Origin of the sequence: Thiorhodovibrio litoralis, from assembly GCF_033954455.1 — a bacterium.
GTDB lineage: Bacteria > Pseudomonadota > Gammaproteobacteria > Chromatiales > Chromatiaceae > Thiorhodovibrio > Thiorhodovibrio litoralis.
The window spans coordinates 3,817,744-3,844,699 of sequence record NZ_CP121473.1; the positions used below are offsets into that span (position 1 = coordinate 3,817,744).

Here is a 26,956-nt window from a genome sequence, read left to right on the forward strand (position 1 = left end):
CGATCAACAAGCAGTTTCGCTGAAATTGCGAGCGACACCGCCACCAGCGCCGGGCGCTCCAGCCTGGCACCCCGAACCCGCGCTGGTGAATTACAGCCAGCTCTGCAGCACCCCCATGCAGCGGCGATTCATCTCCGCCGCGCGCTCGGCACTGTCGGCCTCGGTGTAGGCGCGCAGCTCCGGTGCATTACCGGACGGACGCAAATGGAGAATCTCACCATTGCTCAGGCTGGCGCGAACCCCGTCGGTGTGATCGATCGCGACTGCTGGTGCGAAGTGATCGCCAAACGCCTGGTTGAAGGCCACGAGATCCGCCTCCTGGTCCCCGCGATTGAAGGCGCCCAGGCGCTCGCGACCTAGCTCGAGCGGAAACTCCTTGATGCGGTCGCTCTCGGTGAAGCGCGACGGCAGGTCCGCGTGCAGCTGCGCCAGCGACAATCCGCGTGCTTTCGCATCGGCTAGCACGGCAACGGCGACAATGGCTGCGTCGCGCGTGGGCAAGGCCGGGAGCAGACGCCCGTCACGCTCAATGCAGGAGGCGATCAGAAAACCGCCATTGGCCTCATAGCCGACCACCGGGCGGTAGCCTTCGTCGATCAGGGTTTTCATCCCGGCGATCACATAAGGCGAACCGATGCGCGTTCTGAAAACACGCGAGAAATCAGCCATGCGGTCAACAGCCGTGTTGCAGCTGACCGGTGTGGCGATGGCCTCGGCGCCCAACGCTCGCGCGCACAGGATGCCGACCACATCGCCGCGCAGCCAGTTGCCGCTAGCATCGGCCAACAGCGGCCGGTCGCCGTCGCCATCGGCCGATACCAGGGCGTCAAAATCACCGCCAGCGCACCAGTCGCGGGCTAGAACCCAATCCTCGGGACGGATGGCCTCAGTGTCCACCGGCACAAAACGCTCGGAGAAGCCAAGCTTGGTGACCTGCGCCCCAAGTCCGGACAAAATCTCGTAGAACGGATCGCGGGCAACGGTGGAGTGCTCGTAGAGGCCGATGCGCAAGCCGGAAAGACAGTCGCTGGGGAAAAAGTCGAGAAAGCGTTGCCGGTAAGCCGCCTGCGCGTCATCCATCAGTGGCGGCAGCGGCGGGGCGCCGCTCTGGAAAGCGCCGGCGTCGGTAAAAACCCCGGGCGGGATGATTACCGGCTGATGCGCGATGCCGGCCTCGTCGTCTTTCAAGATCTCACCGGCGGGCAGATTGAATTTAATGCCGTTGCGATCGTCGGGAATATGGCTGCCGGTCACCATGATGCTCGCCATGCTGCGGGCGAACGCAAAGGCAGCGACCGCCGGCGCCGGGATACGCCCGCAATACAGCGGCTCGCAGCCGGCATCGCGCACTGCCTGGGCGCAGGCGGCGAGAATGCGCCCGGTGCTGTCGCGGTAGTCACCGGCCAGGGCGACCTGGTCACCGCCCTGCAGCCCATGGCTCTCAAACAGATGGCCGAGAAACCCGCGCGTGTAGCTGTAACAGATAGCATCCGTCATGTCCGCCACCCGCCCACGCGCGCCACTGGTGCCAAACTTTACCCCCGAGGTCATCATCAAATCGCCAATCTGCATGGCCTTCTCCCGCTCAATCATGCCGCCGTCGCCCGGCGACTCCTTATCATAGGAACCGATATTACCAACAGCAGCGCGCGCCTGCCTGCCCTTCCCATCCATTCAGTGTCGCTGTCGACAGATTACGGCCGCGTTCATGTTCTTTTTCAATACTCAGTGGAACCGTGCTATGGTCGCGCATGCCGGGTCGGCAACCGGGACCCGGACGACAGCAACAAGCAATTTTTCACCACCGATAACGACAAGCAACGAAACGGAGTGACCCGATGATCCGAAGAACCAACGCTATTTTGGTTGCAAGTATCACGGCCGCCGTCCTGGGCCTGTCCCAGGGCGCGCTGGCAAGCGACACCGCTGCTGCCGCACCAACACCGCCTGCGCCCCCCGCCCTGCCAGCGCCTCCTGCCCCGCCGGCGCCGATGGCCGCTCCGGAATCTCCGGATGCGATCATCGCCCGCATGGAGGAGCGCCACAAGCAGATGGCCGAAGAGCGCGAGCGCCGTTACGAAGAACTACGTAAGCAGGCTGACCAGCTCGGCTTCGAGATGCCAGAGATGCCGCCATGGGAGCCCGGCGAACGCAGAGGCATGCCCTCACCTGACTATGCGCCATGGATCACCGCCGAGGAGCGCGCTGCGCTGCGTGAAAAGCGCTGGCAGGAGACCCGCAACCGCGCCGCCGAGCATGGGATCGAGCTGCCCGAGATGCCGCCCTGGAAAGCCGCTGAAGAGCGTCGCAAGGAAATGAAGGCACGCTTTGAGAAGTTCCGCGAGACCATGGATGCGCTCAACAAAGAGCAACGCGAAGCAATCGAGAACGTGATCGGCGAGATACCCGACATGGGCGAGATTCCGGATTTCGGCGAAATGCCGGACTTTGGCGAGATGCCAAGCTACCCCGGTCCTAACGGCATGGGTCCGGGCGCCGGCCGCCCCGGTCCTGGGATGGGTCGCGGTTGGGCCAAGCCGCATCGCTGCCCCAACCCGGGCAAGCCTTGCCCCTATCACGGTCCCGGCTATGGCGGTCCGATGGCGGGCCCCGGCATGATGGCCCCGCCAGCGCCTGCCCAGGCGCCCGCCGAAGCCCCGGCTGCGACTGAATAACCGTCCGCCGCGACGGCTTTCGTCATCCGTGCCGCCGCCCGGCCCGTTCCGGGCGGCGCACCCCTTCCGCAACTGTGTCCCCCGGGACTGAAGCTCCAGTTCCCGCCCCGGTTTACAGCCCCAGCTCCCGCCAACGCGCCTTAAACCGCTTGACCGACACCGGATAGGCGGTACCGAGCGGCTGGGCAAAGAAAGAGACCCGCAACTCCTCGAGCATCCAGCGGATTTCATCCAGCCTGGGATCATCACGACCCGCCGCCTCGGCGGCCGACTGACGCTCGCGCCATTGCTCGAGCAGTGGGGTCAGTTCCGCAAGCAGACTGCGATCACGCCCGCCGGCGTGCGACAGCTTCTCGGCTCGCTGTCTGATGGCTGTGAGATAGCGCGGATAGTGCTTGAGCTGGCTGAACGGCACCTGCTGCAGAAACCCTTTGAACACCAGCGCATCGAGCTGACCCTGCATGTCGCGCACCGAGTCGAGCCAGTTGATCTGGGTGATTCCGGCGAGTTGCTTGCGCAGGCTCTGATAACGACCGAGGATATCGCCGGCCAGGGTGCTGACCTCGTTTGAGGTCGGGAACAGACGCGGCTTGCCTGCGGCGAGACGCTTTTCGAAAGCGCTCCGGTTGCGCGGCGTCGCTTGGTCTTCAAGAAAGGTCAGGTCCAGAATCAAACCAACGAGCTCGTCGGCAAGATCGGCGGGTGTCCACTGCCCTGCCTTCCGTCCTGTCTCTGGCGTCCCCCGCGATGCGCCCACCGGCGCCTTGGCATATTGCAAGCGCATCCGATCAAGACCCGGCAACTGGCGGCGCAGCGCACGCATATCACCGGCGAGCTGCAACATGATTAGCCGGCGCAATCCGGCGCGCATCGCTTGCGCGGCGCTGGCCTCGGAGTCCAACACCCGCACCGCGACACTCTTGCCCTCATCGACCAGCGCCGGATAGCCGCGCAGGCGGATGCCACCGCGGGTGAGATCAACCTGCTCGGGCAGCTCGCCGAAGTCCCAGCGCGTCAACCCCTCGCGCTCCAGCCCGGCGCTGGGGATTTCGGCGAAGCGCGCACCACCGGCCTGACCGTGCTGGCGCTTGAGCGCGATCAGGTCCTCACCGGTCGCTACCGCGCGGCCATCCTGGTCGATCAGCCGCACCTTCATGCGCAGGTGCTCAGGTGCAACGGATTCATCCCAGGCATCTTCCGGGATGACCTGGCCGGTCAGGGCCTTGAGCTCCTCGCCCAGTGCCTGAATCAGCGGTCGCTCACTGGGCTGCAAGCGCGCCGCGAGCTTGGCAGCGGTGTCGGGAATGGGCACCAGCGCCTTGCGGATCGGCTTGGGCAGACCGCGCAGCAGCGCGGTGATGCGCTCTTCCAACAATCCCGGCACCAACCATTCCAATCTCTCGGGCGCCACCTGGTTGATCAGCGGCAGCGGCAGCACCAGGGTGACCCCATCGGCGCGGTTGCCAGGGTCGAAGTGATACTCCAGCGGCAGCTCGCTGGCGCCGACGCGCAGCGCATCGGGAAAGGCCTCAGCGGTGATGCCGGCGGCGTCCCGATTGAAATCAGGGTGCATCACATCCGCCATGCTCATGTGCAGCAGCTTGGGCTGTTTTTGTGCCGCCCGGCGCAGCCAGCGCTCGAACTGCGGCTTGGAGTAGATGCCGCTCGGCACGCGCTGATCGTAGAAGGCGTAAATCGCCTCGTCATCGACCAGAATGTCGCGGCGGCGGGATTTGGCCTCCAGATGACGGACGTATTCGATCAGCTCGGCATTGTGACGCCAGAAAGGCGCGCGGGTGTCGAAGTCGCCTTCGGTCAGCGCGAAACGCAGAAAAATCTCGCGCGCCTCGGCCGGGTTGATGGGACCATAGTTGACGCGCCGTTTGGGCACCAGGGTCAGGCCATAGAGGGTCACCTTCTCGAAAGCCGCCACCTGCCCGGCGCGCGCCTGCCAGTGCGGCTCAAAGTAACTGCGCTGAATCAGATGGGCACCGGTGGCTTCGATCCAGGCGGGCTGCACCTTGGCGACGGTGCGGCCGTAGTGCTTGGTGGTCTCGACCCGCTCGGCGACCAGAATCCACTTCGGCGCCTTCTCGAACAGCCCTGAGCCTGGGTGGATGTAAAACCGGCTGTTGCGCGCGCCCTGATACTCGCGCTGTTCGTCCTTGAAGCCGATATTGCTGAGCAGCCCGGTCAGCAGCGCGCGATGGATTTCTTCATAACTGCCCTCGGCCTCGTTCTCCCGGAAACCCATTTCGGTCAGCTGCTCGCGCAGCTGCGCGTGGATGTCGCGCCATTCCTGCACCCGGGTCGGAGACAGAAAATGCAGCCGACACAAGTTCTGGAATTTGCGTCGGGAGAGCTTGCGGCGCTCGGATTCGAGAAAACCCCACAGATTCAAAAACGCCAGAAAATCCGAGTCCTCATGGCGGAAGGTGGCATGGATTTCATCAGCGGCCTGCTGCTTATCGAACGGCCGCTCGCGTGGGTCCTGCACGCTCAAAGCAGCCGCGATGATCAGGATTTCGCGCAGACAATGGTACTCGGCGCCGGCGAGCAGCAGCCGACCGATGCGCGGGTCGACCGGCAGGCGCGCGAGCTGTTTACCGAGCGGCGTCAGCTGGCCCTGGGCATCGAGCGCGGCCAACTCCTCCAGCGTGCGGTAACCGTCGTTGATGAGCCGGCTGTCGGGTGCGTCGAGAAACGCAAACCGCTCAATGGCCCCGAAGCCGAGCAGCTTCATCTGCAAGATGACGGCGGCAAGGTTGGTGCGCTGAATCTCAGGCTCGGTAAACTCGGCGCGCGCCTGGAAATTGTCCTCGTCGTAAAGCCGGATGCAGACACCATTCGCAATGCGCCCGCAACGGCCCTGGCGTTGATTGGCCGAGGCTTGCGCGATGCGCTCAACCGGCAACCGCTGCACCTTAGTGCGATGGCTGTAGCGGCTGATGCGCGCGAAGCCGGGATCAATCACGTAATGAATCCCCGGCACGGTCAGCGAGGTCTCGGCGACATTGGTCGCCAGCACCACCCGGCGGGTGCCGTGCGGCTGAAAAACCCGCGCCTGCTCGGCCGGCCCTTGGCGGGCATAGAGCGGCAGGATTTCGGTCGCCGGCGGATGATGCTTGCGCAAGGTCTCGGCGGTCTCGCGAATCTCGCGCTCGCCGGACAGGAACACCAGCACATCGCCCGGCCCTTCGCGCGCGAGCTCGGACACCGCCTCTGAGATAGCGGTCTGCATCGCCTCGTCACGTTCGCCGGCATGCTCCTCGGCAGGCGGGCGATAGCGGGTCTCGACTGGATAGGTGCGCCCGGAGATCTCGATGATGGGCGCGGGCCTGATGGCACCCTGGCCATCCTGATCCGCAAAATGACGCGCGAAACGCTGCGGGTCGATGGTCGCCGAGGTGACAATCAGCTTCAACTCCGGGCGCCGCGGCAACAGCTGCTTAAGCACCCCGAGCAGAAAGTCGATATTCAGACTGCGCTCGTGCGCCTCGTCGATAATCAGGGTGTCGTATTCATTCAGCCAGCGATCCTGCTGAATCTCGGCCAGCAGCATGCCGTCTGTCAGCAGCTTGATGCGCGTCTCCGGCCGCACCCGATCATGAAAGCGCACCTTGTAGCCGACCAGGCCGCCCAGTTCCGCATCCAATTCGGCTCCGATGCGACTGGCCAGCGAGCGCGCGGCGATACGCCGCGGTTGGGTGTGACCGATGCGCCCGAACAGCCCGCGTCCGAGCTCCAGGCAGATTTTCGGTAATTGGGTCGACTTGCCCGAGCCCGTCTCACCGCACAGCACAATCACCTGATGCTGTTTGATCAGCGCGGCGACCTCTTCGCGGCGCTCGCTAACCGGCAACTCGGGTGGATAATGAATGACTGCGGGAGCAAGCTGACGACGCTGCTCAACGATAGATTGGGAGCGCTCGAGCGCGCGGCGGATATCCTCCAAGTCCGCCTGGGAGGCTACCTGATCGCGCTTCTCTGCTCGCTTGCTGAACCCTTGCAGACGCCTGCGCAGCCGATGCCGATCACGCAGCAGACAGCAGGCCAGGTCGGCTTGGGTTGGAATACGGGTTGCGTTGGGGTTTCCGTCCATGGCAAAAGGAAGGAGTCAGCTTAGCCGGGAGAGGTGCTCGGGGAGATGCGCTCGGGGAGATGGCACCGAAACCCTTATTATGCAACGCGCGCACTGGTCACTGGCAGCGGCAACCAGCAATTGAGCAACTGCGTAAGCTCATGATCCCGGCCACCCGGTCGCAGCTCGGCAGCCGACCGAGCGGCCTGCCATTCATAATCCAGGAGAATCAGACGATGAAAAGCATGAACTTGCAACCCTCAGGCATGCTGACGATAGGAACGGTGCTGCTTATGGCGGTGTGGCTGGCAACCTCTGGCAAGCTGTTTGCCGGGGAAAGCCGCATCGAGCTTGAGGACGGCAGTCTGATCACCGGTGAAGTCCTAAGCAGCGACGGGCGGAGTTACCGCATTCGTTCGCGGACCTTGGGCACGATCGAGATCGATGCGGAGCAGATTCGTAGCCTGAAGCCGTCCGGTGCCGCCGGCACCAGCGCCGAGACTTCAGCTGCGGCGGCGGTCAATAATCAGCGCATCGAGTCAATTCAAAAGGACATTGCGGGCAATAGCGGCCTGCTCGGCAGCATCATGACGCTGGAGGAAAATCCGACCATGCGCGAGGTGCTTGCTGACGATGAATTGATGCGCGCGATCGCCAACCGTGATTTCGAAACCCTGCGCAACCACCCGAGCATTCGCAAACTGCTCGAGAATCCTCAGATGCGCGATATTGTCGACCAAATCCAAGGGAACTGAGGTCGCCTCGCGCTCGTTTCCGGTTCCGAGGGGCGGGGGGAGATGGTGGCGGCTAGCGCGAGCGCAGCTCGGCAATCCAGGCTTTCTGGGTTTCGCGCTGGCGGCGGTCGGTCAGTGTTTGGCGGATGCGCTCGCGGGCTTGCTCGAAGGGCACGGTCTTGGCGGGGGTGACGGCCTCGCAGAAAAGCAGATGGAAGCCGAGCGGCGATTCCAGCACGGCGCTGACCTCGCCTGGTGCCATCGCGAAGAGCGCGGTGTCGAGCGCCGGATAGAGTTGGCCTGGGGTCATGGTGCCGAGGCGGCCGTCCTCGAGCGCGGTGGGGCATTCGGAATGACGGCGGGCGAGTTCGGCGAAGGCGTCGACATCATTGCCTTTGGTCTCTTCGGCCAGCGCTTCGATGCGCGCGCGGGCGGCGGCGCGCTGGTTTTCGGCATAATCTTCGTTGACGGTGATCAGCAGATGGCGTGCGGCTCGGGTCTCGGGCTGGCTGAAGCGCTCGGTGTGCAGTTCGTAGAACAATTGCTCGTCGGCTTCGGTGACAGGCGCATGGCGAGCGCCGACGGCGCGGATGACGGCGTCGAAGCTGAGCTCGCGCTGCAGGGCACGACGTAGCACGCTGATCTCAAGGCCGTTCAGGGCCAGCTCTTCGGTGAACTCTTGCTCGTCGGCATAGCGCGCGCGCACAGCGGCAAGCGCCTGCTCGACCTGATCATCGGGGATGCAAACAGCCTGGGCCTCAGGGGCGCTGAGCACCAGGGTCTCGAGCGCGAAGCTCTGCTCGGCGCGTGCCTCGACTTGCGGCCATTGTTCCTCAGTGAGCGCGGCAAGACCGCAGGAGAATTGATCGGCCGCGGCGCGCAGCAGATGGTGGCGATACTCTAGTGGGCGCGGGGGGCGACTCATGTCATCGCCTCCGCGACCGGCTCGGCCGCCTCGAGCGCGGACTCCGGCACTTGCAGCAGGTTGGCGCCGGGGAACTGGACATGGTAGCCGAGCAGTTCGCGCTCGCCGCGCAGCACCTTGACGACCTCACCGATACTGCCCTCCTCCACCAGCACGCGACCGGCGCTGGCCAAGGTCAGATTAGCGCGTACCTTGTCGCGGGTGTCGAAGCGGCTTTCGACCCAAAAATCCGCCGCCGGCTGGAGCTCTTGCTCACGGCAGCCGACGACCAGGTCTTGCTCGACGAAGTGCACGCTGTAGATGATCTGGTCCTGCAAAAAGGTACCGACATCGCGCACATAGCCGGTACTGCCGCGGCGGATCAGCAGGGTGCCGCGATCCTTACCGGGAAAGGTGCCGTCGTTGCGCAGGTGGCGGATCACCCGCACCTCGTCGCCATAGTCATACTGCGGGCGCATGAGGCAACTGGCCGAGCAGCGAATCCAGACCCACGGTCACTGGCTGATGCTGTTTGAAGACCTTAAACACCTTCTCGGTCTGCGCATCAGAGCGGACGAAATCGCGATAGGCGCCCTGCAGCAGGTCTCGATGCAGATCAAAGCGCGCTTGCGCCTGCGTCGGCATGGTCTCGACCTCGGCGAGATAGTCATGAAAACGCTGCAGAATATGCAGCCGATTCACCTGCACCACAGCAGCATCGTAAGCAATGCCGAAGTAGTCGAGAAAGTCCTCGGCGCTCTCGAGTTCATCGAGATCGTCGAGGTCGAATTCATCAAGCGTGTTGAGTTGATTGGACATGGGAGGTGCCTTTTAACAGTGAGTGATTGGTGATCAGTGGTTAGAACTAAGAGGTTAAATATTCCGGCTTGTCACTCTTTGCGCTCGGTCTCGGCAGATCCATCATTGACGGCGCAACACATGCAGATTATCGCCAGCGTTCTGAATGCGCTGTTCGGTGACCAGGCTGCGCGCCATGCGCAGCAGGCTGTCGGTTCCAAGGCGACCGTCGCTGTCGAGCACATCGAGCTTCTCGAAGCGCGCGAGGGCATCGGGGCCACGGTTGAGGCGCAGTTCCAGGTAGCCGGCGCCTTTGAGCGCGAGCAGCAGAAAGCGCGTCAGCGCCATTGAGCGCTCGCCGATCTGACGCAGTCTGGCCTCATCAAGCGCTTCCCAGCCTTCGTCCAACTCCAGCTCGCGAGCACTCAGACCGATGGCGCGCTCGGCGACAACAAGCGCATCCTCCAGGCGGTGCTGGTAGTAATAGTAGCGATACAGCGCCACCAGCACGGAAAGATTCTCAGGTGCCAGAAAATAGGCTCGCAACAGCGCTGGCTCGGCACTGGCGCCGCCATCGCTGCCGTATTGGGTGGCCGCGCCCTCCAGCAGGGCATCCACCTCCGCCGGCAACGGGGTGTCGAAGTAGAGATCCTGCCCAGTGAAATCCAGTAAATCCAAGCCTTTACTCCAGTAACCATGGGTCAGTCGACGCAAGCGCCGACGCCGCATTACGCGACCGATTTCGGATCATGCCGCGCGAATCCAAGATCCCCATGTGTGGGGTTTATTGAATCCTCGCGCATCCTTAGGACGATGGCCCGTTCACTGCAATCTCAGGCTAGCTAAGGGGCTAGCCGCTGGGCTAACAACGGAGCTACCAACTGGGCTGATGGCAGGGCAAGCGGCCGGGCTCATCGCGGGACTGGCGCTGAGATCAATCTCCGACAGAAAACCGCGCAGATCGCCGGTCTCGGGCGAGCGCTTGTGCTCGGTGACGAAGCGGCGAACACGCGCGAGCAGGCTGGTCGCCTGTTCCGCCGTCAGCGAGGTATTGAGCTGCTCGGCATAGGCCCGGACCAGAGCATGGCGGCCAGAATGCTTGCCCAACACCATGCGATGGGCTCGCCCGAGCTCGGCCGGGTCGATGCCCTGGTAATTGAGCAAGTCCTTCATCAGCCCATCGACATGGATGCCCGCCTCGTGGGTGAAGGCGCCGGCACCGATCAGGCTCTTCTGCCAGGCAACAGGCCGGCCGGAGGCGGTCGCCACCAGCTCCGATAACGTCTCGAAATGGCTCAAATCAATGCCAGTCGCGCAGCGATGCACATGCTTGAGGCCAATCGCGACCTCCTCAAGCGCGGCATTGCCAGCGCGCTCGCCCAGGCCATGGACTGTCGTGTTGACATGGGTGGCACCGGCGCGCACCGCCGCCAGGGTGTTGGCCGTGGCCATGCCAAGATCATCATGGGCGTGCATCTCGATCTCGCAGTCGCAATGGGAGCGCAGGGCGCGAATCGCGTCGAAAATACCAAAAGGGTCCATGATCCCCAGGGTGTCGGCGTAGCGCACCCGCCGAGCACCGACCGCCTGGGCAGTCTCGGCCACCTGGCGGAGAAAATCTGCATCAGCGCGCGAAGCGTCCTCGCAGCCGACGCCGACCTGAAAGCCGGCGTCGAGCGCCCGCGGCACCAGGGTGCGAATCTGGCGCAGCACCCAGTCGCGATCGCGCCCGAGCTTGCGCGCGATTTGCTGATCAGACACCGGGATGGACAGGTCGATCAACTCCACCGGCAGACCGCAGCTGGCGATAATGTCCTGCTCGACCATGCGCGCCCAGACCATCAGACGCGCATTCAGCCCAAGCCCCGCGACCGCCGCGATGGACGCGCGCTCCTCCTCGCCCATGGCAGGGATGCCGACTTCCAGCTCGGGCACGCCGAGGGCGTCGAGCCCGCGCGCGATGGCGAGTTTCTCATCGAGCGAGAAGGCCACCCCGGCGGACTGTTCGCCGTCGCGTAGGGTGGTGTCGTTAATGCAGACCGCGCTCGGCGCCACGGCCGGCGGAATAGCGTGAGTCGGGTGCCTGGTCATTGGGGAGCCCTCCAGCAGAGCCTCGGACACCTGAGGTGCCACAACGGCGCCCGCCGCGGCGGGGTGTTACCGACCAAGCGACCGGTGGACTTGGCCATCGGCGGCGGCGCCTTCTCCGGAGACTGAGTTTGCTTCCGGACAATGCTAAGGCAAGCAAATCCAATGCCATTTCTAATGAAGCTTCCGCTTCAATCACTTAACATAGGACCATAGCGACTGTTGGACTCTTTACGACAACCCAGCCGCGTGCTTTGTTGGCTTGACTGCAAGCGCGCCCCACTAACTCTGTTCCATCCTGGACCAACCGCTGGAGCAATCGGGGGGAGTAGCCGAGTGCCACAAAGAGCACGTCTACCTCAACAGTGTAGACGATTGGCACCGACAGTGCATCCATTCGATGAAACCCGGAATCCCCACTCAGGGCGTGAATCTAGCCAGCCCTGTCCCCACACCGGCGGCCCCGTTCGGAGTCCGAGCCAGATCTGATCTGATGCTGCTAAGCCTGCGCGCTGACTTCTACGACGCTGCGCTAAATTGGACTAGACCGGCGCAGCAGTTGTCTGCGCCGGCACTTGGGAGGGGTCAACGACCGCCCGCAGCTGCGCAGTCCAACTCACCTTCGGCTGTAATGACGCAGTCAGGCGTGCCGCTCACCGGCAGGGCGCCGGAGAGAGGGATCTGGGTACCGAAACGCGCAGCGAGTTGGAACAGATCGAGGTTAACGCCGGCGAAATCGAAGCTAAAACGGGACGGCTGGCCTAGGAGCTTGAGCGCCCGCCCATTGATCATGAATTCGATCCCGTCAGCAGCGAAGCGAACGCTGTCGATACGGGTACCGGCGGAAAACACAATCAGACTGTCTTGACGGTCAACAATGGTGATTGGCGCGGTCAGGCTGGTTGGAATACGGTAGGTCTCGGCGCCGCCGAAATCGAGGTAAGTTAAGGATTCCCCCGGGTCGGCAGGGATGTCGATGCTTTGGTCGCCCTCCGAAAGATAAACGGTGCCGTTGATGCTCGGGGGCGGCTGGGGTGGATCGCTATCAATGACGAAGGTGGCGCCCACCGTCTTGGCGCTGTCCAATGTCAGCGTACAGGTGGTGACGCTGTCGAAGCAGGCACCGCTCCAGCCTGCGAAGGTCGCGCCCTGATCAGGAAATGCGGTCAAAGTGATGACGGTTCCCTCCGCATAGTCGAAATCGCAAGTACCAGGGCAGTCAATGCCTGCCGGGTCACTGCTAATCCGGCCAGATCCAGAAACGCTCGACACGCTCAGGGTGTAAGCGACTAAATCGCACGCATCGCCGAGACCATCACCGTCGCTGTCGGCCTGATCCGGATTGGCGATCTGTGGGCAATTGTCCTGGTTGTCGTCATATCCGTCGCCATCGCTGTCGTTTACCTGCGATGCTGCGTAGAGCAGATCGAGTAATACACTATCTGCATTGACCACGACCTCGCGCGTTGCCGCATTCGGCAGGTCACCGCCTGCAAAGCTGACGGAGTAGCTTCCTGCATCAACTGGGATTGCGTAACCACCCCCGGCAGCCGTGACGGCATAGAAAGGGCCCTGATCCGGCGTGACCGTTACATTCGCCAAGCCTTCTCCGCTGTCGTAAGCGCCGTCTTCGTCGAGATCCTCCCAGACGGTGCCAACCAGGAAGCGATTGTAATGATCTGGAACCCAATCGCCAGCCTCGGCGTAGTTACCGGTAACCACCCAATGGCCGACGGTCGTGGCTGGATTGGCCTCCGGTACGGCTGCGATACCAACGTTGGCGAGATTTGCCTCCGTCGACATTAAGTTGACCCGATGACCACGCTGACTTTGCATGCCTCCGGTGCCGCCATAGCCCCAATCAATATTCCAACCGGCGTGGCCATGAAGGGCGTGCTTGGCGTACGAAAACACGTTTCCTCCAACATTACGGTAGGTAAAACCAGCATCAGCGACGCGCTCGAATTGCCCCACATGGTCTTGTGCGTCTCTGGCAATCAGGTCGTCTGAGTGCGCCTTGGCGGCTTCATACAGACGCCGGTCGAAGGCGGCTGGGGGCTTGGCAGCGATGGCGTCGAACTCCGCCTGCATCATCAACAGGTCGACATTAAAGTAGTCAATGGCAGATTCGACTGAACTGTCGCCGCTGTTTGCCAGAAAATCCCCCTCGGCGCTTGGATCTTGCCGAGCCCGATTCATCAGCCAGACGTAAGTCTGTTCTTCGCCATCAGGATGCGCGCCGTCAGCAGTTTTATGCCACACCCATTCCACTTGGCCCGCGACGGCTGCGGCGCCTGATCGGACGGCTGAGGACTGTGACGTCTTCGGTGCAGGCCCGGAACGCATGGGGGGCGCTGGTGGCGGCGCCAACTGCTCAGCTGATTGCCCGAAGCCGGGCAGGCTTGTGAGCGCGCCAGCGGCAAACACCGCGAGGATCAAGGCAGGTGGAACAGCCGTGGGCACGCTCAACCATTGGGTTAGCCGAGCGCGCGAACAGTGCAACAAATTCAGAGCGATTGGTTGGAACATGCCGAAAACTCCGAGTCAGAAAAATAACCGCAAGAAACGTAGTTTTTTTTCGAGACTGTCGCCCCCACCTTATAATCACGCGTGTCACTCCAGACGAGGTTTAGCTGCCGCTCAGTTGTACCCGGTAATACGGATAATAATTTCCGGATAGACGGGGACGTACTGGTGGTAGCCGCCCCAAGCCTCCACATACGAATCATAGGGCGCGACTGTGGATTGCAGCACCAGGTCGCAGGCGGTTGCCAAATCACTCACCGTAACCGACAGACTTGCAGAGCCATCTTCACTGATGGTCAGCTGATCTTGCTCGCCATAATGATCGCAGCTGTCCGGGTCGTCGAATTCTTCAGTGGGCGACAGACGCCAGTTGGGGGGGCCACTGGATGAAAGCCCCCAGTCAAGCGTCAGCCCGTCGCGTTCTGTGGTGCCGGAGTCCAAGCTCGGGCGGATTGATAGGTTACCGCTGATACTTACGTCAATGCTTGATGCGTCCGACCACGGAATACTCAGCTCCCACACCAAAGTAGGTCGTATCGGGGACCGATTCTCATCCACGCTAAACACGGGCTCTTTGATTTGTACTTTGCGCAATGGTTCACCATCGTAGCTGATGTTTACGCGCAGGTCTCCTTCCAGGCTGACAAACAGCTCGTCGTTGACAAGCGGCCCGTCGGGCCAACCGGACGAACCGCTATATCGATAATCCTGACTGAAAGTGAAACGCTCACCGTCAGTGCTACCCTGAAACCCAGTGAGCGGCGACGAGACGACCTCAGAGCCATCGCGCAGCACAGCCACCAAGTAGGCTGTGGTAATATTACTGACTGCCGTAGCAGGACCGGTAAGCAGCACACTGCCGTTGTCGCTTTCGTCGCTGATTTGACTGACCAAGCCATTCACCGCCTCGCCATCGGCGCGATCCTTACGCAGTTCCAGGCTCGAAACGCGGGCGCCTATCCAACCGTCTCCCCCATTTGCCAACTTCAGCGCTGGGTAGTCGAGGTTGCCACTGACTTCAAGATTCCCCGAGGAAAAGTCAACACCGGCCGAGAGTCTAGGGCAGTCCATGAAGCCGGCCTCGATCAGCGTCGAACGTGCCACTGACTCACCGATCTGAATCGTCTCTTCAGTCCGTTGCGCCGGCTCGGCGCCATAGAATTCTTCGTGGTCAACATCACCGACGTTAACGCGCTTGATCCCAGAAGGCTCATACAGCCCGGCACCCTGCGCACTCCAAGCAGGGACAGCACCATCGCTCTGCGTGTATGTCGATTGCATGGCTATGCTGTTTAGATAGGCTCCTTGCTCGATTGGCGTGGAAAGTCCAAAGCTTAACGTTGGTGCCTGGTTCCACAACCAATCTGATAAAGTACTATTCTCTTCTGGAACCGCTTTCTTGGATGTGACGCCGTAGAAGAATGTAAACTTCCCGTCTGTCTTGCCCTGCTGCCAGCCTGCGCCTTCGTTGAACAACTGCAGGTTGGTGCTGTAGAACAGGCTGCCATTCGGTAGTTCGATTTCCGACTTCTCAAACCCGGTCGTCGTGTTTTCTTGCATGACCGAACCGAGCGCCATCATGGACTTGTGCCCTGCAGACCAGCGCAAGTCGCGCTGTCCGGGGGTGTCAATAGCAATACCATCCAGTTCCTTGCCGTAGGAATCCCACTGACCGATATTGTGTAATGGAATGCGCGAACCCATCCAGATGAGGTCATGCCCGGCACGCATCGCATAAAGCAGGCTCGGAAGCCCGGCGCCGTGGTGCGGCGAGCCCCAGGTCACCAAGCGCTGGAAGTGATCAAGCACGGCATCTGACATGTGGCGCAGGCCAGCACGAGCGACTAGCCCGCCCATGGAGTGCGCAACAATCGTCAGGTTGAACGGTATATCGCTGGCCAGCATGGCTGCGAGTTGAGAGTTTTCGCGCAGTTCTCTATTAAACAATTCTCCGAGGGACTCACCGAGCGTCTTATGATAAGTAAAGGACTTGTCGGGCACCGGGGAGAAAATCGGCCGATAGCTCGGGTAAATAAATTCGTAATAAGCAGTGCAGCCACCGCTACCGAAGGTCTTGTAAAGCAGATCCCACACTCGGCGTTTGTAACCCACCCTCCAGGGTGCCGGTTCGGTCCCATCCACAAAGCCACTCTTCTCATCTTCATTGTGCCCATGTACGAGTAGCACAACATTGCAGATCGGCTGTCGCCGCAATATCCTCAAGTCGCTCTCCGAAGCCTCGCGCCGGTAGCCGTGATCAGCGAGCGTAGCGTCAGGTATCATGCGCACCAGTTCCGGCGACTCGGACCAGTTGAGTGACTGCTCAAAACTCATCACTGAGTACTTCACGTTACCGATCCAGTACGTGCCATTGGAGGCGCCAGCTGCATAGAGTAAGGCAGGCCCAGGGGGGGTGGTGCCATCGTCGTCACCGGGATTGATCAGGACGGACTCAAGGCTGTCCGGCACCATTGGATCGACGAAGTGCAGGTTGCCAGCAGCGTCAAAGTCAGCGTCCAGCACACTGAAGTGACCATCCACCCATTCCCCTCCGACCATGGTCGTTGCCTGACGCAGCACGAAGACGGTCTCGGGGTCCAGAGTGCCGATTTCGTCCCGGGGGATAGTAATAACCGGTTTCAACGCGCTCGCATCGCCACTACCGGAGAATTCCACCGTGCGCATTGCGCCAGAGACCAGCATGTTGCTCCCACTGGGAAAGTAGTCGCCAGAGGGCAAGGTGTTGCTTGTACGCTCAACCTTGGTGACGAATTCTGCATTGGTAGCGGGCAGATCCACGCGCGTGCCATCGCCAAGATTCACCGCCACGGCGCTGCCGGGGGCGACGTTCACTTCAGCGCTCAGGGTACTAACCGAGGTCGGTGCCGGCGTGCCAGCCACATAGCCACCATCATCGGAAACGGAGGTGATCTCCCCATCGGTATTGATGGTACCTGAAACGGTTCCATTAACGGGTGATGCCCCGGCAGCGGGGATCGTGGCGCCGAAAAGCTCTGCCGTCTTGGCGAAAGTGCGGAGAACGCCTAAGCTGGGGTCATCGGCGTTGCCCGCAAAGACGAAATCGAATGCGGCGGGTTGACCGAGTAATGTCACTCCTTGCCCATTTGCTCTCAAATACACACCATCTGAACTAAACTGTGTGTCTGCGATCGACAAGCCCGCTGGCAATATGATGGTGCTGGCTTGATTGTCGACCACCTCCGCCTCGCCGGCCAGGTCTGCAGGGATGGTGTAGATGTCTTCCCCACCGAAATCGAGATAGCGTGTTAAACCATCGGTCGCGCCACCAGCGATGGTCACTGCGCCGGAAGAAGCATCAAGATAAATGGTTTCATCCGCGAAGGTGGTCAGCGGTGAAAGCGACAAGCCGATCAGCGCAATCAAAAAGACGCTAGATTTCATGTTTCTCACACCTGCTTTTGTCGTAAAAAAGAAACTCTGATTACTGGTGTCGAGGGGCTGAACTAGAGTCCATCGCTTGGTGAATGCCCCGCACTTTGAGCCGGTTGGTGCAATAAACCAAGTCCTACTGCTAGGAACCGGTTACTTTACCCCACCGGCTTCCAGCCGGTGGTTGTTAAGGTTAGGCAGCTAAGCTGGTTCTTTCCCTTTTCCCTTTTTCTGAGACTCCGACCATTAGTCTTGGTCAGAGCCATCATAAAGACAATAACGCCATTTACGCGCGACCTAGTTGCAATATCTGAGAAACCTACTCTTGCCACTCATAGATATAGCGAACACAGCCGTAATATCCTCCTGCTAGAATTTGAAACTTTTTCGTTTCACCTGATCCTGCATACCCGAAACCAGGGGCTTCAAAACTACCAGACCATGAATCAGTCGAGGGGTCAGATGCACGCCATCCGACTTCAACCGTATTGATATCAATCTTTGAAGCCGTTGCGGACCCACAACCCATCTCATAGTTATCCATTTGCATATCTATGAAATCAGATGCCCCAAATTGCTCAAGGTGATTTGATCTTGATATATCCATACTGGCAGAATAACTTTGCCCAGGAACTAAAGTTGGTGGTGGTGAGGTCCATGATCCCGTAAAAGTAATACTTTCCGAGAATTTCCAGTTGCAGAGTTCTCCGGAAACCGAGTTAGTCAGGCTATAACTGCCATCGGATATTGCTACGGATTTCTGAAAGCATTCATGAATATCAACATCCGGATCACTATATACGATTTTGTCTGCAAGTGCCCAGACTCCATGTTCCGTTATCGGGGGAGTCTCACTGTCGTCCTCAAAGTTTAGGCAATTATTGGCCTGGAGCCAGCTCAGCTTTTCCGCCTGATATTGTGCTCGACTAGCTTTACCCGATCTTATCCAGTATCGCGCTAGAACTTCAGCCTTACTCCGGATATCACTTTCTGTTAAGGAGAAGCTTTCACAGTTTCTCAGCGAGTTTTTCAAATTGAGCTCAACACGCGAGCGAACATTCAAATACTCGTGAAACATATCGCAGGTAGATGGGTTTTTTTCAACAAAAAACTTGCTCTTCAAACCATCTGTCAACTCTACTGCAAGCTCGAGATAATCGTCTTTGTATAGATTGAGTTTTGCCCTCTCCTCAGGAAGCTCAGACTTGCGAGCATATAGACTCTCAATTTTATCCTTGAGATAACGCTCAACATCTTTGTCTTCGGAAGGTTTTTTCTGTGACCTAAGGATTTCTCGGATCGTTGAATCTGCAAATTTGTTAGTCCCCAAAGCTGATAGCGGGTCAGCAACCGACCAATCACCAGTTTCAGCATAAAGATCATAAAGTTGTCGAAAAGCGTCGTTACCAAGAGCATCTTTGGCATAATCTGCAGTTTTTATCACTAATTTTACTGCTGCTGTATAAGCGGGGAACACTTTGCTTGCGATACCCTCTGCCAATGCCTGCATAGCAAGTTTGGCATTTGTTTCCGCAGCCCCAGCTGATTTCGCGAGTGTGGCAACATCATTAGGGACATTGTTACCCCAGATTTGTTCAACAATCTGCTTTTGCTCTTGCGTTGTCGCATTTTTCATGATTGTCGTCGAGACAAAGACTCCGAGCGTCGTACTGTCCACTTTTCCATTCGCCATCACCTCCAAAATGAGATCTTTACTGTCGCCAATAGTGTCTTTGATTTTGTCTAATGTTGAATTGGAAAGCTTCAAAGAACTAGCCATAGTTAAAGCGGCATCAACCACTGCATCCGATAGTTGCGGATCGGCTTTGAGTCCAACGAAGACCACTGTGTCGTTCTTGATGCACTGATCCAGTTTCTCTTCAACGGTGACATCCTTGCTCCGAACGTTTGGCGCCGATAGAGCTTCCGCTGTTGGGGCCGACGCGCTGAAGGATACAAACTGTGGCACATAAAAGGGCAGATACTCGCCGAGAAGGATTCCATCTGTAGCGACCATGGTCTGGATACGGCTGCCATAGTCGTATTCCATACGGATACTGTGCTCGCCATCCGCGCCGTCCCACTGCATCGCTATGGGACTCTGAAATGGGGTGTTGGGGAGGTTGAGGGAATAGCTTGCAGAGCCATCCAGGGTCGCTTCATTGGTCTCTCCGGCAAAGACAATGAAACCGTTATCCGGCATTGTCATTACGTTCAAGTACCCTTTTGCGGTAGAATCTGTCAGGACAAACACGTTATCTACTAAGGTAAAATCAAGGTCATAAAGAACGTAGTCAATCGCGACATCAAAGATTCTGATTCTTGCTGGGGGGCCAAAAATGTCTGCGCTGGCTAAGAAAAAATCATATCCTAGAGCAGAAAAGTCTCCGACATAGGGGAAGCTTTCAGGTGCGGGGGGGAGACCCATTTCCGAGACGAGGATGATGTTGCCCCCGTCAAGTGCCATACGATAGTCAACCCAATAATTTTCCCCATCTATTTTCATCTGGGTGAGCCGAACGGAAGCTTCTCCCGCGCGCAATACAGCAGTCTCAAGGTCGTATGGTGAAGTATCCCCATAGGGTTGATAGGAGCGTTGGAGCTGATAGGACTCATCGGAGATCTCTGGTCCAGGCAGAAAAACATCGACATTACTTGCGTCGATCGCGTAAGGAGTAAGCCCGGCGGTCGCTGCTTGAATATTGCCATCGGCATTGATGGTACCTGAAACGGTTCCATTAACGGGTGATGCCCCAGCAGCGGGGATCGTGGCGCCGAAAAGCTCTGCCGTCTTGGCGAAAGTGCGGAGAACGCCTAAGCTGGGGTCATCGGCGTTGCCCGCAAAGACGAAATCGAATGCGGCGGGTTGACCGAGTAATGTCACTCCTTGCCCATTTGCTCTCAAATACACACCATCTGAACTAAACTGTGTGTCTGCGATCGACAAGCCCGCTGGCAATATGATGGTGCTGGCTTGATTGTCGACCACCTCCGCCTCGCCGGCCAGGTCTGCAGGGATGGTGTAGATGTCTTCCCCACCGAAATCGAGATAGCGTGTTAAACCATCGGTCGCGCCACCAGCGATGGTCACTGCGCCGGAAGAAGCATCAAGATAAATGGTTTCATCCGCGAAGGTGGTCAGCGGCGAAAGCGACAAGCCGACTAAGGAAAAAGCGATAAATTTCATGCAACTCGTGCATTTTTTTGCGCCAAAAACAAAAACTTTGTTTACCATCATTTGTGCTCTCCAAGGAGACAAAGGGTAGAGTAGAGGGGGGTAGAGTAGAGGGCTGGCTACCGTCACTTCAGTCTCGGCAGCGATGAGCTTGACTTGGACTCCCTTTGACTCAGGAAAACGCGGGAATGCACCTCGGGTCAAGAAAAAATTTTCAATTAGGGCAAAAGAACACGCAATTTGACGAAATACTGGGAAATATAGCTTTTTTAGAAGGAATTGGCGGGCATTTCAGCTACAAGCATGCGTTTTTCGTATAACTTGACCCCGATCAGCGCTCGGCAACCCCCAAGCGGCCTATTGTCGACTGTAATTATCGGCATTATTACGCCACCGAACGGACTCTAATCGTGCTTGCTCTTTCAGCAAAATTGCTCGGGATTGCACTGCTCCATCACTGGGATGAAACTCCAGCGCCGTCAATTCCGCGAGTTGCTAGGGTAAGGGCCGCTAACGCGCCTGGGCCATTTGAAGTAGCCGTGGCAGACGCTGAAAAAGGCACAGTCAGCACACTCGGCGCCATCAACTTCACCGGCTGCGCGAAGACTCGCTTGTGCAGGTAGGCCTCAAGCACCCGCGCGAGCGCACCGATCTGGCCCGCGTCTTCCTGACCGACCTTGAGCCTGACGCCGAACTGGAGAGAAGCGGCCAGCTTGACCGCCTTGCCGAAGCCCGGTTTGGTCGCGACCGCGATGCGAACCGGGTGGCGCAATTGACTCCTTATTGTCAATGCTTCGGGTTCATGCTCCTGGGTTCATGCTCAGGGGTTCCCTGCAGCAAAAACCTAGATTTGCCCCGGCGCCATGCGCCGGGGCACGGGTCCAATGAACGGGATCAGTGGGGTGAACGTCCCACACCGCGCTCCTCGAGCATTTTTTGGATCAACTTCTTCTCTTGCGGCGCCACGTCATACATCGGCGGGTTATTGCTGACAAAGCCGATCTTGAACTGGGGCGGATACTTCATCAGCTCGGCCATGTACTCGCCCGCCGCGCCCATCACCGGAACCATCATCGGGATATGGCGAACACCAACACTGGCGTCCTCCTGTGGATTGGTGTAGAGATTGAACGTAATCGTGCCACCGCTCTCGGTGAACAGCGAACCGCTAAAGCCGCCAATGTCGCCTTTCTGCACCACCGCATCCTGAAGCTCTCCGGTCCAGACATATTTGAACTCATCGATCCGCATGGCGCCGAAGTACTGATTGATGGTGTAGGGACGGCTGCGACGGCTGGAGAGACCATCATCGGCGAGCAGGAAGGACAGCTGATCGACACCGTCGATATAGGTGTCCTTGGAGAACTCGGCGGCCAAGTCCGCCCCGGAGACACCGGTCATCGACATCACCGTGGGCAGAATGTCGGCAAAATCGAACAGGCCATCGGAGCGTCGTGACGGAATCATGCCTTTCCAGTAGGCAAAGGTCGGCACGCGCACACCGCCTTCCCAGCTCGACCCCTTGCAGCCGCGGAATGGGGTGCGACCATGCGGCGGGATCTCACATTCCGGCCCATTGTCGGAGGTGAGCAGGATCAAGGTGTTCTCAAGCTGGCCGGTTTCTTCAAGCTTGTCGACCAAGGCCCCGAAGATATCATCCATCTGCACGATGCAATCACTATAGACGGTATGCGCGGCCGATTTGCCCAGGTATTCATCGGGCGGATAGTTGTCGAAATGGCAACCACGGGTGGCGTGATAGAGGAAGAACGGCTCGTCGCTGTCCTTCATTTTGTCGAGGAACGCCAGGCTGACGTCCTTCCAGTGGGTGTCGAGGTCTTTGATGTAGTCGAGGTCGATCAGCTTGCCGTCCTTGCATTGCTCGGTGTCATCGGCGGTGCAATGGACCTCGTGGTGGTCAAAGCCATCCTCCTGCATCATCTTGAAGCGCGCCGGCGAGAGAGCGACCTCGGGGTTAAAATAGAGATCGCGCCACTCAGTGTACATATCCGACACGCCCAGAAAGCCGACATAGTCGTCATAGCCGACATTCTGTGGCAACGAGCCCTTGTTCTCACCCATGTGCCACTTGCCAACGCCCTGGGTGACATAGCCGTGCTTCTTGAGCAGCTTGGGCAAGGTGATGGCACCGTCAAGGCCACCCGGCTCGCCATACATCGGCGGGCGCAGGATGCCGTGATGCAGCGGATTCTGACCGGTGTGAATGGTCGCACGACTCGGCGAACAGGACGGGGTCGAATAGGCCGAGGTCAGCAGCAGTCCGTCTTGGGCCAGCTCGTCCATGTTGGGCGTGGCATTACCGACGGCCACGCCACCGCCGTTGAAGCCGGGATCCATCCAGCCCACGTCGTCGAGCAGGAAGATCAGCACATTGGGCTTCTTGCCGGTTTTCTTCTCCAATTCGGCGAGCTTCTCGCGCGCGGCTTTCTCTTGCTCCGGATGGGCGATGACCGGATACATGTTGTCGGCCGGCTTCTCGGCCTTGAGATGAATGAAATGCCCTGGAAAGTCATACCCCTTGGCTGAGGTTGGGCCTGTGGTTGAGCCGCGCGGGTTGGCTCCGGCGCTGCCGTCCTTGCCAGCATCCTGAGCAACCGCCGCATAGGGCAGTGCGAAACTCAGAGACAGGGCGACGGCAAGTCGGGCCGTCCAGCGATGGGCCAAAGCCCCTGCTTGCGCGGGCATCGGCCCGCCATTGCGGTATGGGTCATTCGTCATAAGCGCTACCTTTTGGGTCGTTGAAAGGTCGAGTCATTGAAGGTACCGCCCAGACTCTAGGGGATCTTGGCGTCAATGCCTATACGTGAGGCGACTTAGGCTGCGTAAGTAACCCGAACCTGGAGCGACCTGAATACGACAACATGACTCGCGCTCGGGCTTTTATTAAAAAGTTCCAGGCAGCGGGTTTGATGGCGCGCAACGGGATGAGCATATGACCTTGATCGGCGAGCAAGATTATCGGTACAAACGTCATGCCCAGATTGCCAATGGGGAACATTGGGCGCAAAATGCGCGCGGCGCTCGCTCTCTTATTGCGGATCGCCGCCAGCGCAACCTGACAAACCTGAGAGTTTTCCGTGGCCGACAACCCCCAAATGCTGATGGCTGTCTCAGTAGGTCTCATTTTGACCTGCATCATCCTGATCATTTTGTTTATCATCTTCGTGCACACCATGCCCGGCAAGATCGCCAAGAAGCGAGGCAGCGCGCAGGTGGAGGCCATTGAGATTCTGTCCCTGCTTGGGCTACTGATCTTTCCGCTGTGGATGGCCGCGCTGGTATGGGCCTACCTGAAACCCTTCACCCTGCCGGTGGAACTGGTCGATCACGGCAGCTCCGGCACATCCGAACCTGAGCCCGCGCCTGATCCTAAACCGACACAGGAGTCGGCACCGCAGCCACAATTGGAACCAGAACTCGCCTCGGACTCGGCGCCGCAAGCCGATTGGTCACCCGCGCCCGCACAAGCCGAGCGGCCCGCCAACACGGAAATGCAGGCATAGCGCATGGAAATACTGGTCACTACCGCCTATTTCTGCCTCGTCTGGCTGGTTTTCTTCCGCTTCCACCTGCTGCGGTTCAACCTGTTCTGGAGCTTCGTCGTTTTTGGCCTCTATGCGGGCGCGGCCCTCACTGAGATCGTCGTCCTCGGCCAGACCACGCCTTACTCGAAAGAACTGGTGGTCGAGCGCTATGTGATTCAGCTTGCCCCGGAATTCGGCGGCCTGGTGACCGAGGTCCACGCCAAGCCGAATGTCCCCGTTGCCAAGGGCGCGCCCATCTTCAGCATGGACGCGACCCCGTGGCAGAACAAGCTGACCGAGGCGACCGGCGACTTAGCCAGCGCGACCCAGGAGCAGAAATCGGTCGAGGCCGAGCTGGCGGAGGCTGAGCGTAAGCTCGAGGACGCAGTCAAACTGGTACCACAGAAGATGATGGCGGCCCAGGAGCTGCCCATCCGCCGGGATCGTGTCGAGGGGCTCAAGGCGCAGGTTGCGGGCATCCTGAGTAAGCAGGCGACCCTGCAGGCCGAGGTGGAGCAGGCGCAATATAACCTTGAACATGCGACCATCGTCGCGCCGACCGATGGCTATCTGGTCGATCTGGTGCTGCGCCCTGGGAGCTTTATTCGGCTTAAGACGCCGGTGGCCAACTTCGTCAGCACCGAGGACGTCTTTCTGATTGCCAGCGTCGATCAGCGCTCGGTGCAGTGGATTCGCCCCGGAGACAAGACCCATTTTGCGCTGAGCATGTATCCAGGGCGTATTTTCAAGGCCAAGGTGGACTCAGTGGCTTGGGCTACGGGTCGCGCCCAGCTCAGAGCAACGGGCCCGCTGCCCTCGGAGCAGCAGGTGGGAACAAGCAGAACCTTCTTCGTCAAGCTTGTTCCGGAGGGCGATTTCAGCCAGACGCCGCTGGAATTTGGCGCCAGCGGACTGGCGGCCATTTTCACCAGCAAGGCGATCGATCTCGTGCAGGTATTGCGCATGATCGAGATCCAGTCCGAGAGCCTGCTCAACTACATTTTCAATCCGTTCTGATCCGTTACCGGCGAATCGCCGCCTAAGCGTGGCGATCAAATCCTGATCCATGATTCATTCACGCTCACCCGTCGCGCTATAGAGCCCCAGCAACTCGGGTGTTGAGCTAACTTTGAACTTGCGCAGGAGATTGCGCCGATGGACCTCCGCGGTGCGCGGGCTGATGTCGAGTTCATTGGCGATATCCTTGCTGGTCTTGCCGGCGCGGACGCGCTCAAGCACGTCCTTCTCGCGCTCGGTGAGGGTTTCGGTGCATTGGGTGACGCGATCCCAGTCAGCATTGGTGCAGCGGGCGGCGGCATCTAGGTTCAAAGCGCGATTGATCGCGTCCAAGAGGGCTTGGTCGCGATAGGGCTTTTGCAAAAAGTCGAGCGCGCCGGCTTTCATCGCCTCCACCGCCATAGGCACATCGCCGTGCCCGGTGAGCAAGATCACGGGGATGCCCACGCCCTTGTCGATCAGCCGTTGCTGCAGTTCCAGCCCGCTCATGCCAGCCATACGCACGTCCAGCACCAGACAGCCCGAGCGCTCGGTATCGAAGGCGTCGAGAAAGGCGCGCGCGGAGGCATGGCACTCGGCGCGCAGGCCGACCGAGTCCAACAGCTCGGCGATGGAATCGCGCACATCGGCATCGTCATCGACGACGAAGACCCATTGCTCGTTGGCTTGCGTCATCATCGGGCGGCTCCCAAGGTAAAGCGAAAGATGGCGCCACCGTCCGGATTCGGCTCGTGCCAAAGCTGTCCGCCATGGGCCTCGATGATCGCACGCGAGACCGGCAGCCCCAGCCCCATGCCGCCGCTCCGGCCGGAGGAAAAGTGCTCGAACATCTCCTCGGCACGCTCGGGCGCCACGCCGCCGCCTTGGTCGATCACGCTGATCTGGATTCTTGGTTGCTTGGTGGATTCGGGGGTGGATTCGGGCGCAGATTCGGCGGCGGATTCCTCGACCGGTCGCACCTCGATCAGGATCGAGCAATCGTCATAGGCACCGGCGGCGAGGCTTTGCATGGCATTTTGCAACAGATTGACTAGCACCAGCTGCACCTGGAGTGGGTCGGCCATGACCTTGACCTGCTCGGCGCTCCGATCACGGCGAATCTCACAGCGCTGGCGCGTCAGTTCCGCTTCCAACAGGTTAAGGACCGCGTCGATCAGCGGCTCAAGGGCAACCGGGTGCAAGCGTGGGGCATCATTGCTGACCAGGGATCGCACCCGTTGCGTGATGGCACCGGCGCGCTGCGACTGCTTATCGATTTTGGCGAACAGCTCAACAAGCTTTGCCGTGTCAGGCGCATCGCCCTGCAACCGACGCTTGGCGGCCTGGGCATAATTCTGGATGGCGATCAGCGGCTGATTGATTTCGTGCGCGATGGTCGCAGCCATCACGCCCAGACCGCGTTCCTTTTTAAACCGGTCTAGCCGAGCACGCAAGCGTGCCACAAAGGCCTCGGTCTCGGCGCGCCGGTCGCACTCCTCGGACAACACCTGTTGGGTGTTGCGTAGCCGCCGACGCTGCACCAGGAGTGACAGAATCAGGGCCGTTTGCGCAAGCACCACGGCCAGCACCAGGAGAACCTGGCGGTGATACTGTTCCCAGAAGCTCAGCTCGCGAAAACGTAGCTCGCAGTTCTGAGGTAGGCGTTTGGGGTCGATGTCCCAGCGGCGCAACCAGCGCCAATCCGCGACGCACTGGGACGGCAAGGGCGGCTGAATACCGATGGAGGCCGGGTCCGCGCCGTTCAGCAGCCGAGTGTAGATGGCGCTCAAAAAGCGCTTATAGCCGGTGAATAGCGCAGTCAACCGCCAACGAGGCTGGTGACAAACCCCAGTCTCAGGTTGGTGTGGAAAGGCAGATCCAGGGGCCGAGGAGCGCACACCGGGAAGGAGCCCGGAGGGCGACTGGACGGTGTGCGCTCCTCGGCGCAGCGCCCGCGCGCGGCGGCTTGGTGTTGCGGGAGGGTCGCGTCATCGCCCTCGTCGGGGGTGACAACCGCGGAAAA

The 26,956-nt window shown here is 59.7% G+C and carries 18 protein-coding genes; 4 read left to right on the forward strand and 14 right to left on the reverse strand.

Features of this window, described 5'->3' with window-relative positions:
- Positions 1-90: 90 nt before the first annotated feature.
- Positions 91-1,593 (reverse strand): phosphomannomutase, encoded by a 1,503-nt coding sequence (locus Thiosp_RS17290; protein ID WP_323696573.1) that lies wholly within the window; start codon positions 1,591-1,593, stop codon positions 91-93.
- Positions 1,594-1,838: 245 nt separating this feature from the next.
- Here Thiosp_RS17290 and Thiosp_RS17295 point away from each other — a divergent pair, with 245 nt between their 5' ends.
- The gene (locus tag Thiosp_RS17295) at positions 1,839-2,675 is read left to right on the forward strand and encodes a hypothetical protein (protein ID WP_201068363.1); all 837 of its coding nucleotides are present in this window, start codon (positions 1,839-1,841) and stop codon (positions 2,673-2,675) included.
- Positions 2,676-2,787: 112 nt separating this feature from the next.
- Here the strand turns inward: Thiosp_RS17295 and hrpA are convergent, their stop codons facing one another.
- A complete protein-coding gene (hrpA, locus tag Thiosp_RS17300) occupies positions 2,788-6,777 on the reverse strand; it encodes an ATP-dependent RNA helicase HrpA (protein WP_201068364.1) in 3,990 nt (1,329 codons plus the stop codon).
- Here hrpA and Thiosp_RS17305 point away from each other — a divergent pair.
- Complete coding sequence (locus Thiosp_RS17305; RefSeq protein ID WP_201068365.1) at positions 6,744-7,511, forward strand: hypothetical protein; 768 nt, start codon at positions 6,744-6,746, stop codon at positions 7,509-7,511. The genes hrpA and Thiosp_RS17305 overlap by 34 nt on opposite strands.
- Positions 7,512-7,563: 52 nt before the next feature.
- Here the strand turns inward: Thiosp_RS17305 and nifM are convergent, their stop codons facing one another.
- The 10 genes from nifM to Thiosp_RS17360 form a co-directional block, all read right to left on the reverse strand.
- Positions 7,564-8,415, reverse strand: coding sequence for a nitrogen fixation protein NifM (gene nifM, locus Thiosp_RS17310; protein ID WP_201068366.1), 852 nt, complete (start codon positions 8,413-8,415; stop codon positions 7,564-7,566).
- Complete coding sequence (locus Thiosp_RS17315; RefSeq protein ID WP_201068367.1) at positions 8,412-8,873, reverse strand: nitrogen fixation protein NifZ; 462 nt, start codon at positions 8,871-8,873, stop codon at positions 8,412-8,414. The genes nifM and Thiosp_RS17315 overlap by 4 nt, the downstream gene beginning before the upstream one ends.
- Positions 8,857-9,213: a nitrogenase-stabilizing/protective protein NifW gene (nifW, locus tag Thiosp_RS17320; RefSeq protein WP_201068368.1), complete on the reverse strand. Its 357-nt coding sequence runs from the start codon at positions 9,211-9,213 to the stop codon at positions 8,857-8,859. The genes Thiosp_RS17315 and nifW overlap by 17 nt, the downstream gene beginning before the upstream one ends.
- Positions 9,214-9,315: 102 nt before the next feature.
- Positions 9,316-9,870, reverse strand: a complete 555-nt coding sequence (locus Thiosp_RS17325; RefSeq protein WP_201068369.1) for a hypothetical protein — start codon at positions 9,868-9,870, stop codon at positions 9,316-9,318.
- A 144-nt stretch (positions 9,871-10,014) separates the two neighbouring features.
- Positions 10,015-11,283, reverse strand: a complete 1,269-nt coding sequence (gene nifV / locus Thiosp_RS17330; RefSeq protein ID WP_201068370.1) for a homocitrate synthase — start codon at positions 11,281-11,283, stop codon at positions 10,015-10,017.
- Positions 11,284-11,865: 582 nt separating this feature from the next.
- A complete protein-coding gene (locus tag Thiosp_RS24795) occupies positions 11,866-13,551 on the reverse strand; it encodes an InlB B-repeat-containing protein (RefSeq protein WP_201068371.1) in 1,686 nt (561 codons plus the stop codon).
- A gap of 369 nt (positions 13,552-13,920) precedes the next feature.
- Complete coding sequence (locus Thiosp_RS17345; RefSeq protein ID WP_201068372.1) at positions 13,921-17,229, reverse strand: PGAP1-like alpha/beta domain-containing protein; 3,309 nt, start codon at positions 17,227-17,229, stop codon at positions 13,921-13,923.
- 307 nt (positions 17,230-17,536) lie between these two features.
- The gene (locus tag Thiosp_RS17350) at positions 17,537-20,455 is read right to left on the reverse strand and encodes a hypothetical protein (RefSeq protein ID WP_323696574.1); all 2,919 of its coding nucleotides are present in this window, start codon (positions 20,453-20,455) and stop codon (positions 17,537-17,539) included.
- Between the two features lie 391 nt (positions 20,456-20,846).
- On the reverse strand, positions 20,847-21,164 hold the full coding sequence (locus tag Thiosp_RS17355; RefSeq protein WP_201068375.1) for a hypothetical protein: 318 nt from the start codon (positions 21,162-21,164) through the stop codon (positions 20,847-20,849).
- A gap of 122 nt (positions 21,165-21,286) precedes the next feature.
- Positions 21,287-23,131 carry a sulfatase-like hydrolase/transferase gene (locus Thiosp_RS17360; RefSeq protein ID WP_201068376.1) on the reverse strand — a complete coding sequence of 615 codons (1,845 nt, stop codon included), beginning with the start codon at positions 23,129-23,131 and terminating at the stop codon, positions 21,287-21,289.
- A gap of 359 nt (positions 23,132-23,490) precedes the next feature.
- On the opposite strand from Thiosp_RS17360, the gene Thiosp_RS17365 reads away from it, so the two are divergent.
- On the forward strand, positions 23,491-23,916 hold the full coding sequence (locus Thiosp_RS17365) for a DUF3302 domain-containing protein (RefSeq protein ID WP_201068377.1): 426 nt from the start codon (positions 23,491-23,493) through the stop codon (positions 23,914-23,916).
- Between the two features lie 3 nt (positions 23,917-23,919).
- Entirely contained in the window at positions 23,920-24,954 is a 1,035-nt protein-coding gene (locus Thiosp_RS17370) for an HlyD family secretion protein (protein ID WP_201068378.1), read from the forward strand.
- A gap of 54 nt (positions 24,955-25,008) precedes the next feature.
- On the opposite strand, the gene Thiosp_RS17375 is transcribed toward Thiosp_RS17370, so the two are convergent.
- Positions 25,009-25,632: a response regulator transcription factor gene (locus Thiosp_RS17375; protein WP_242518834.1), complete on the reverse strand. Its 624-nt coding sequence runs from the start codon at positions 25,630-25,632 to the stop codon at positions 25,009-25,011.
- Positions 25,629-26,756, reverse strand: a complete 1,128-nt coding sequence (locus Thiosp_RS17380; protein WP_201068379.1) for a sensor histidine kinase — start codon at positions 26,754-26,756, stop codon at positions 25,629-25,631. The genes Thiosp_RS17375 and Thiosp_RS17380 overlap by 4 nt, the downstream gene beginning before the upstream one ends.
- Positions 26,757-26,956: the final 200 nt, after the last annotated feature.

Bases quoted from the DNA above. Each gene is read 5' to 3' on its own strand.
- Thiosp_RS17290 (WP_323696573.1), bottom strand. From the start codon at position 1,593: ATGATTGAGCGGGAGAAGGCCATGCAGATTGGCGATTTGATGATGACC.
- Thiosp_RS17295 (WP_201068363.1), top strand. From the start codon at position 1,839: ATGATCCGAAGAACCAACGCTATTTTGGTTGCAAGTATCACGGCCGCC.
- hrpA (WP_201068364.1), bottom strand. From the start codon at position 6,777: ATGGACGGAAACCCCAACGCAACCCGTATTCCAACCCAAGCCGACCTG.
- nifM (WP_201068366.1), bottom strand. From the start codon at position 8,415: ATGAGTCGCCCCCCGCGCCCACTAGAGTATCGCCACCATCTGCTGCGC.
- Thiosp_RS17315 (WP_201068367.1), bottom strand. From the start codon at position 8,873: ATGCGCCCGCAGTATGACTATGGCGACGAGGTGCGGGTGATCCGCCAC.
- nifW (WP_201068368.1), bottom strand. From the start codon at position 9,213: ATGTCCAATCAACTCAACACGCTTGATGAATTCGACCTCGACGATCTC.
- nifV (WP_201068370.1), bottom strand. From the start codon at position 11,283: ATGACCAGGCACCCGACTCACGCTATTCCGCCGGCCGTGGCGCCGAGC.
- Thiosp_RS17345 (WP_201068372.1), bottom strand. From the start codon at position 17,229: ATGAAATCTAGCGTCTTTTTGATTGCGCTGATCGGCTTGTCGCTTTCA.
- Thiosp_RS17350 (WP_323696574.1), bottom strand. From the start codon at position 20,455: ATGATGGTAAACAAAGTTTTTGTTTTTGGCGCAAAAAAATGCACGAGT.
- Thiosp_RS17360 (WP_201068376.1), bottom strand. From the start codon at position 23,131: ATGACGAATGACCCATACCGCAATGGCGGGCCGATGCCCGCGCAAGCA.
- Thiosp_RS17370 (WP_201068378.1), top strand. From the start codon at position 23,920: ATGGAAATACTGGTCACTACCGCCTATTTCTGCCTCGTCTGGCTGGTT.
- Thiosp_RS17375 (WP_242518834.1), bottom strand. From the start codon at position 25,632: ATGATGACGCAAGCCAACGAGCAATGGGTCTTCGTCGTCGATGACGAT.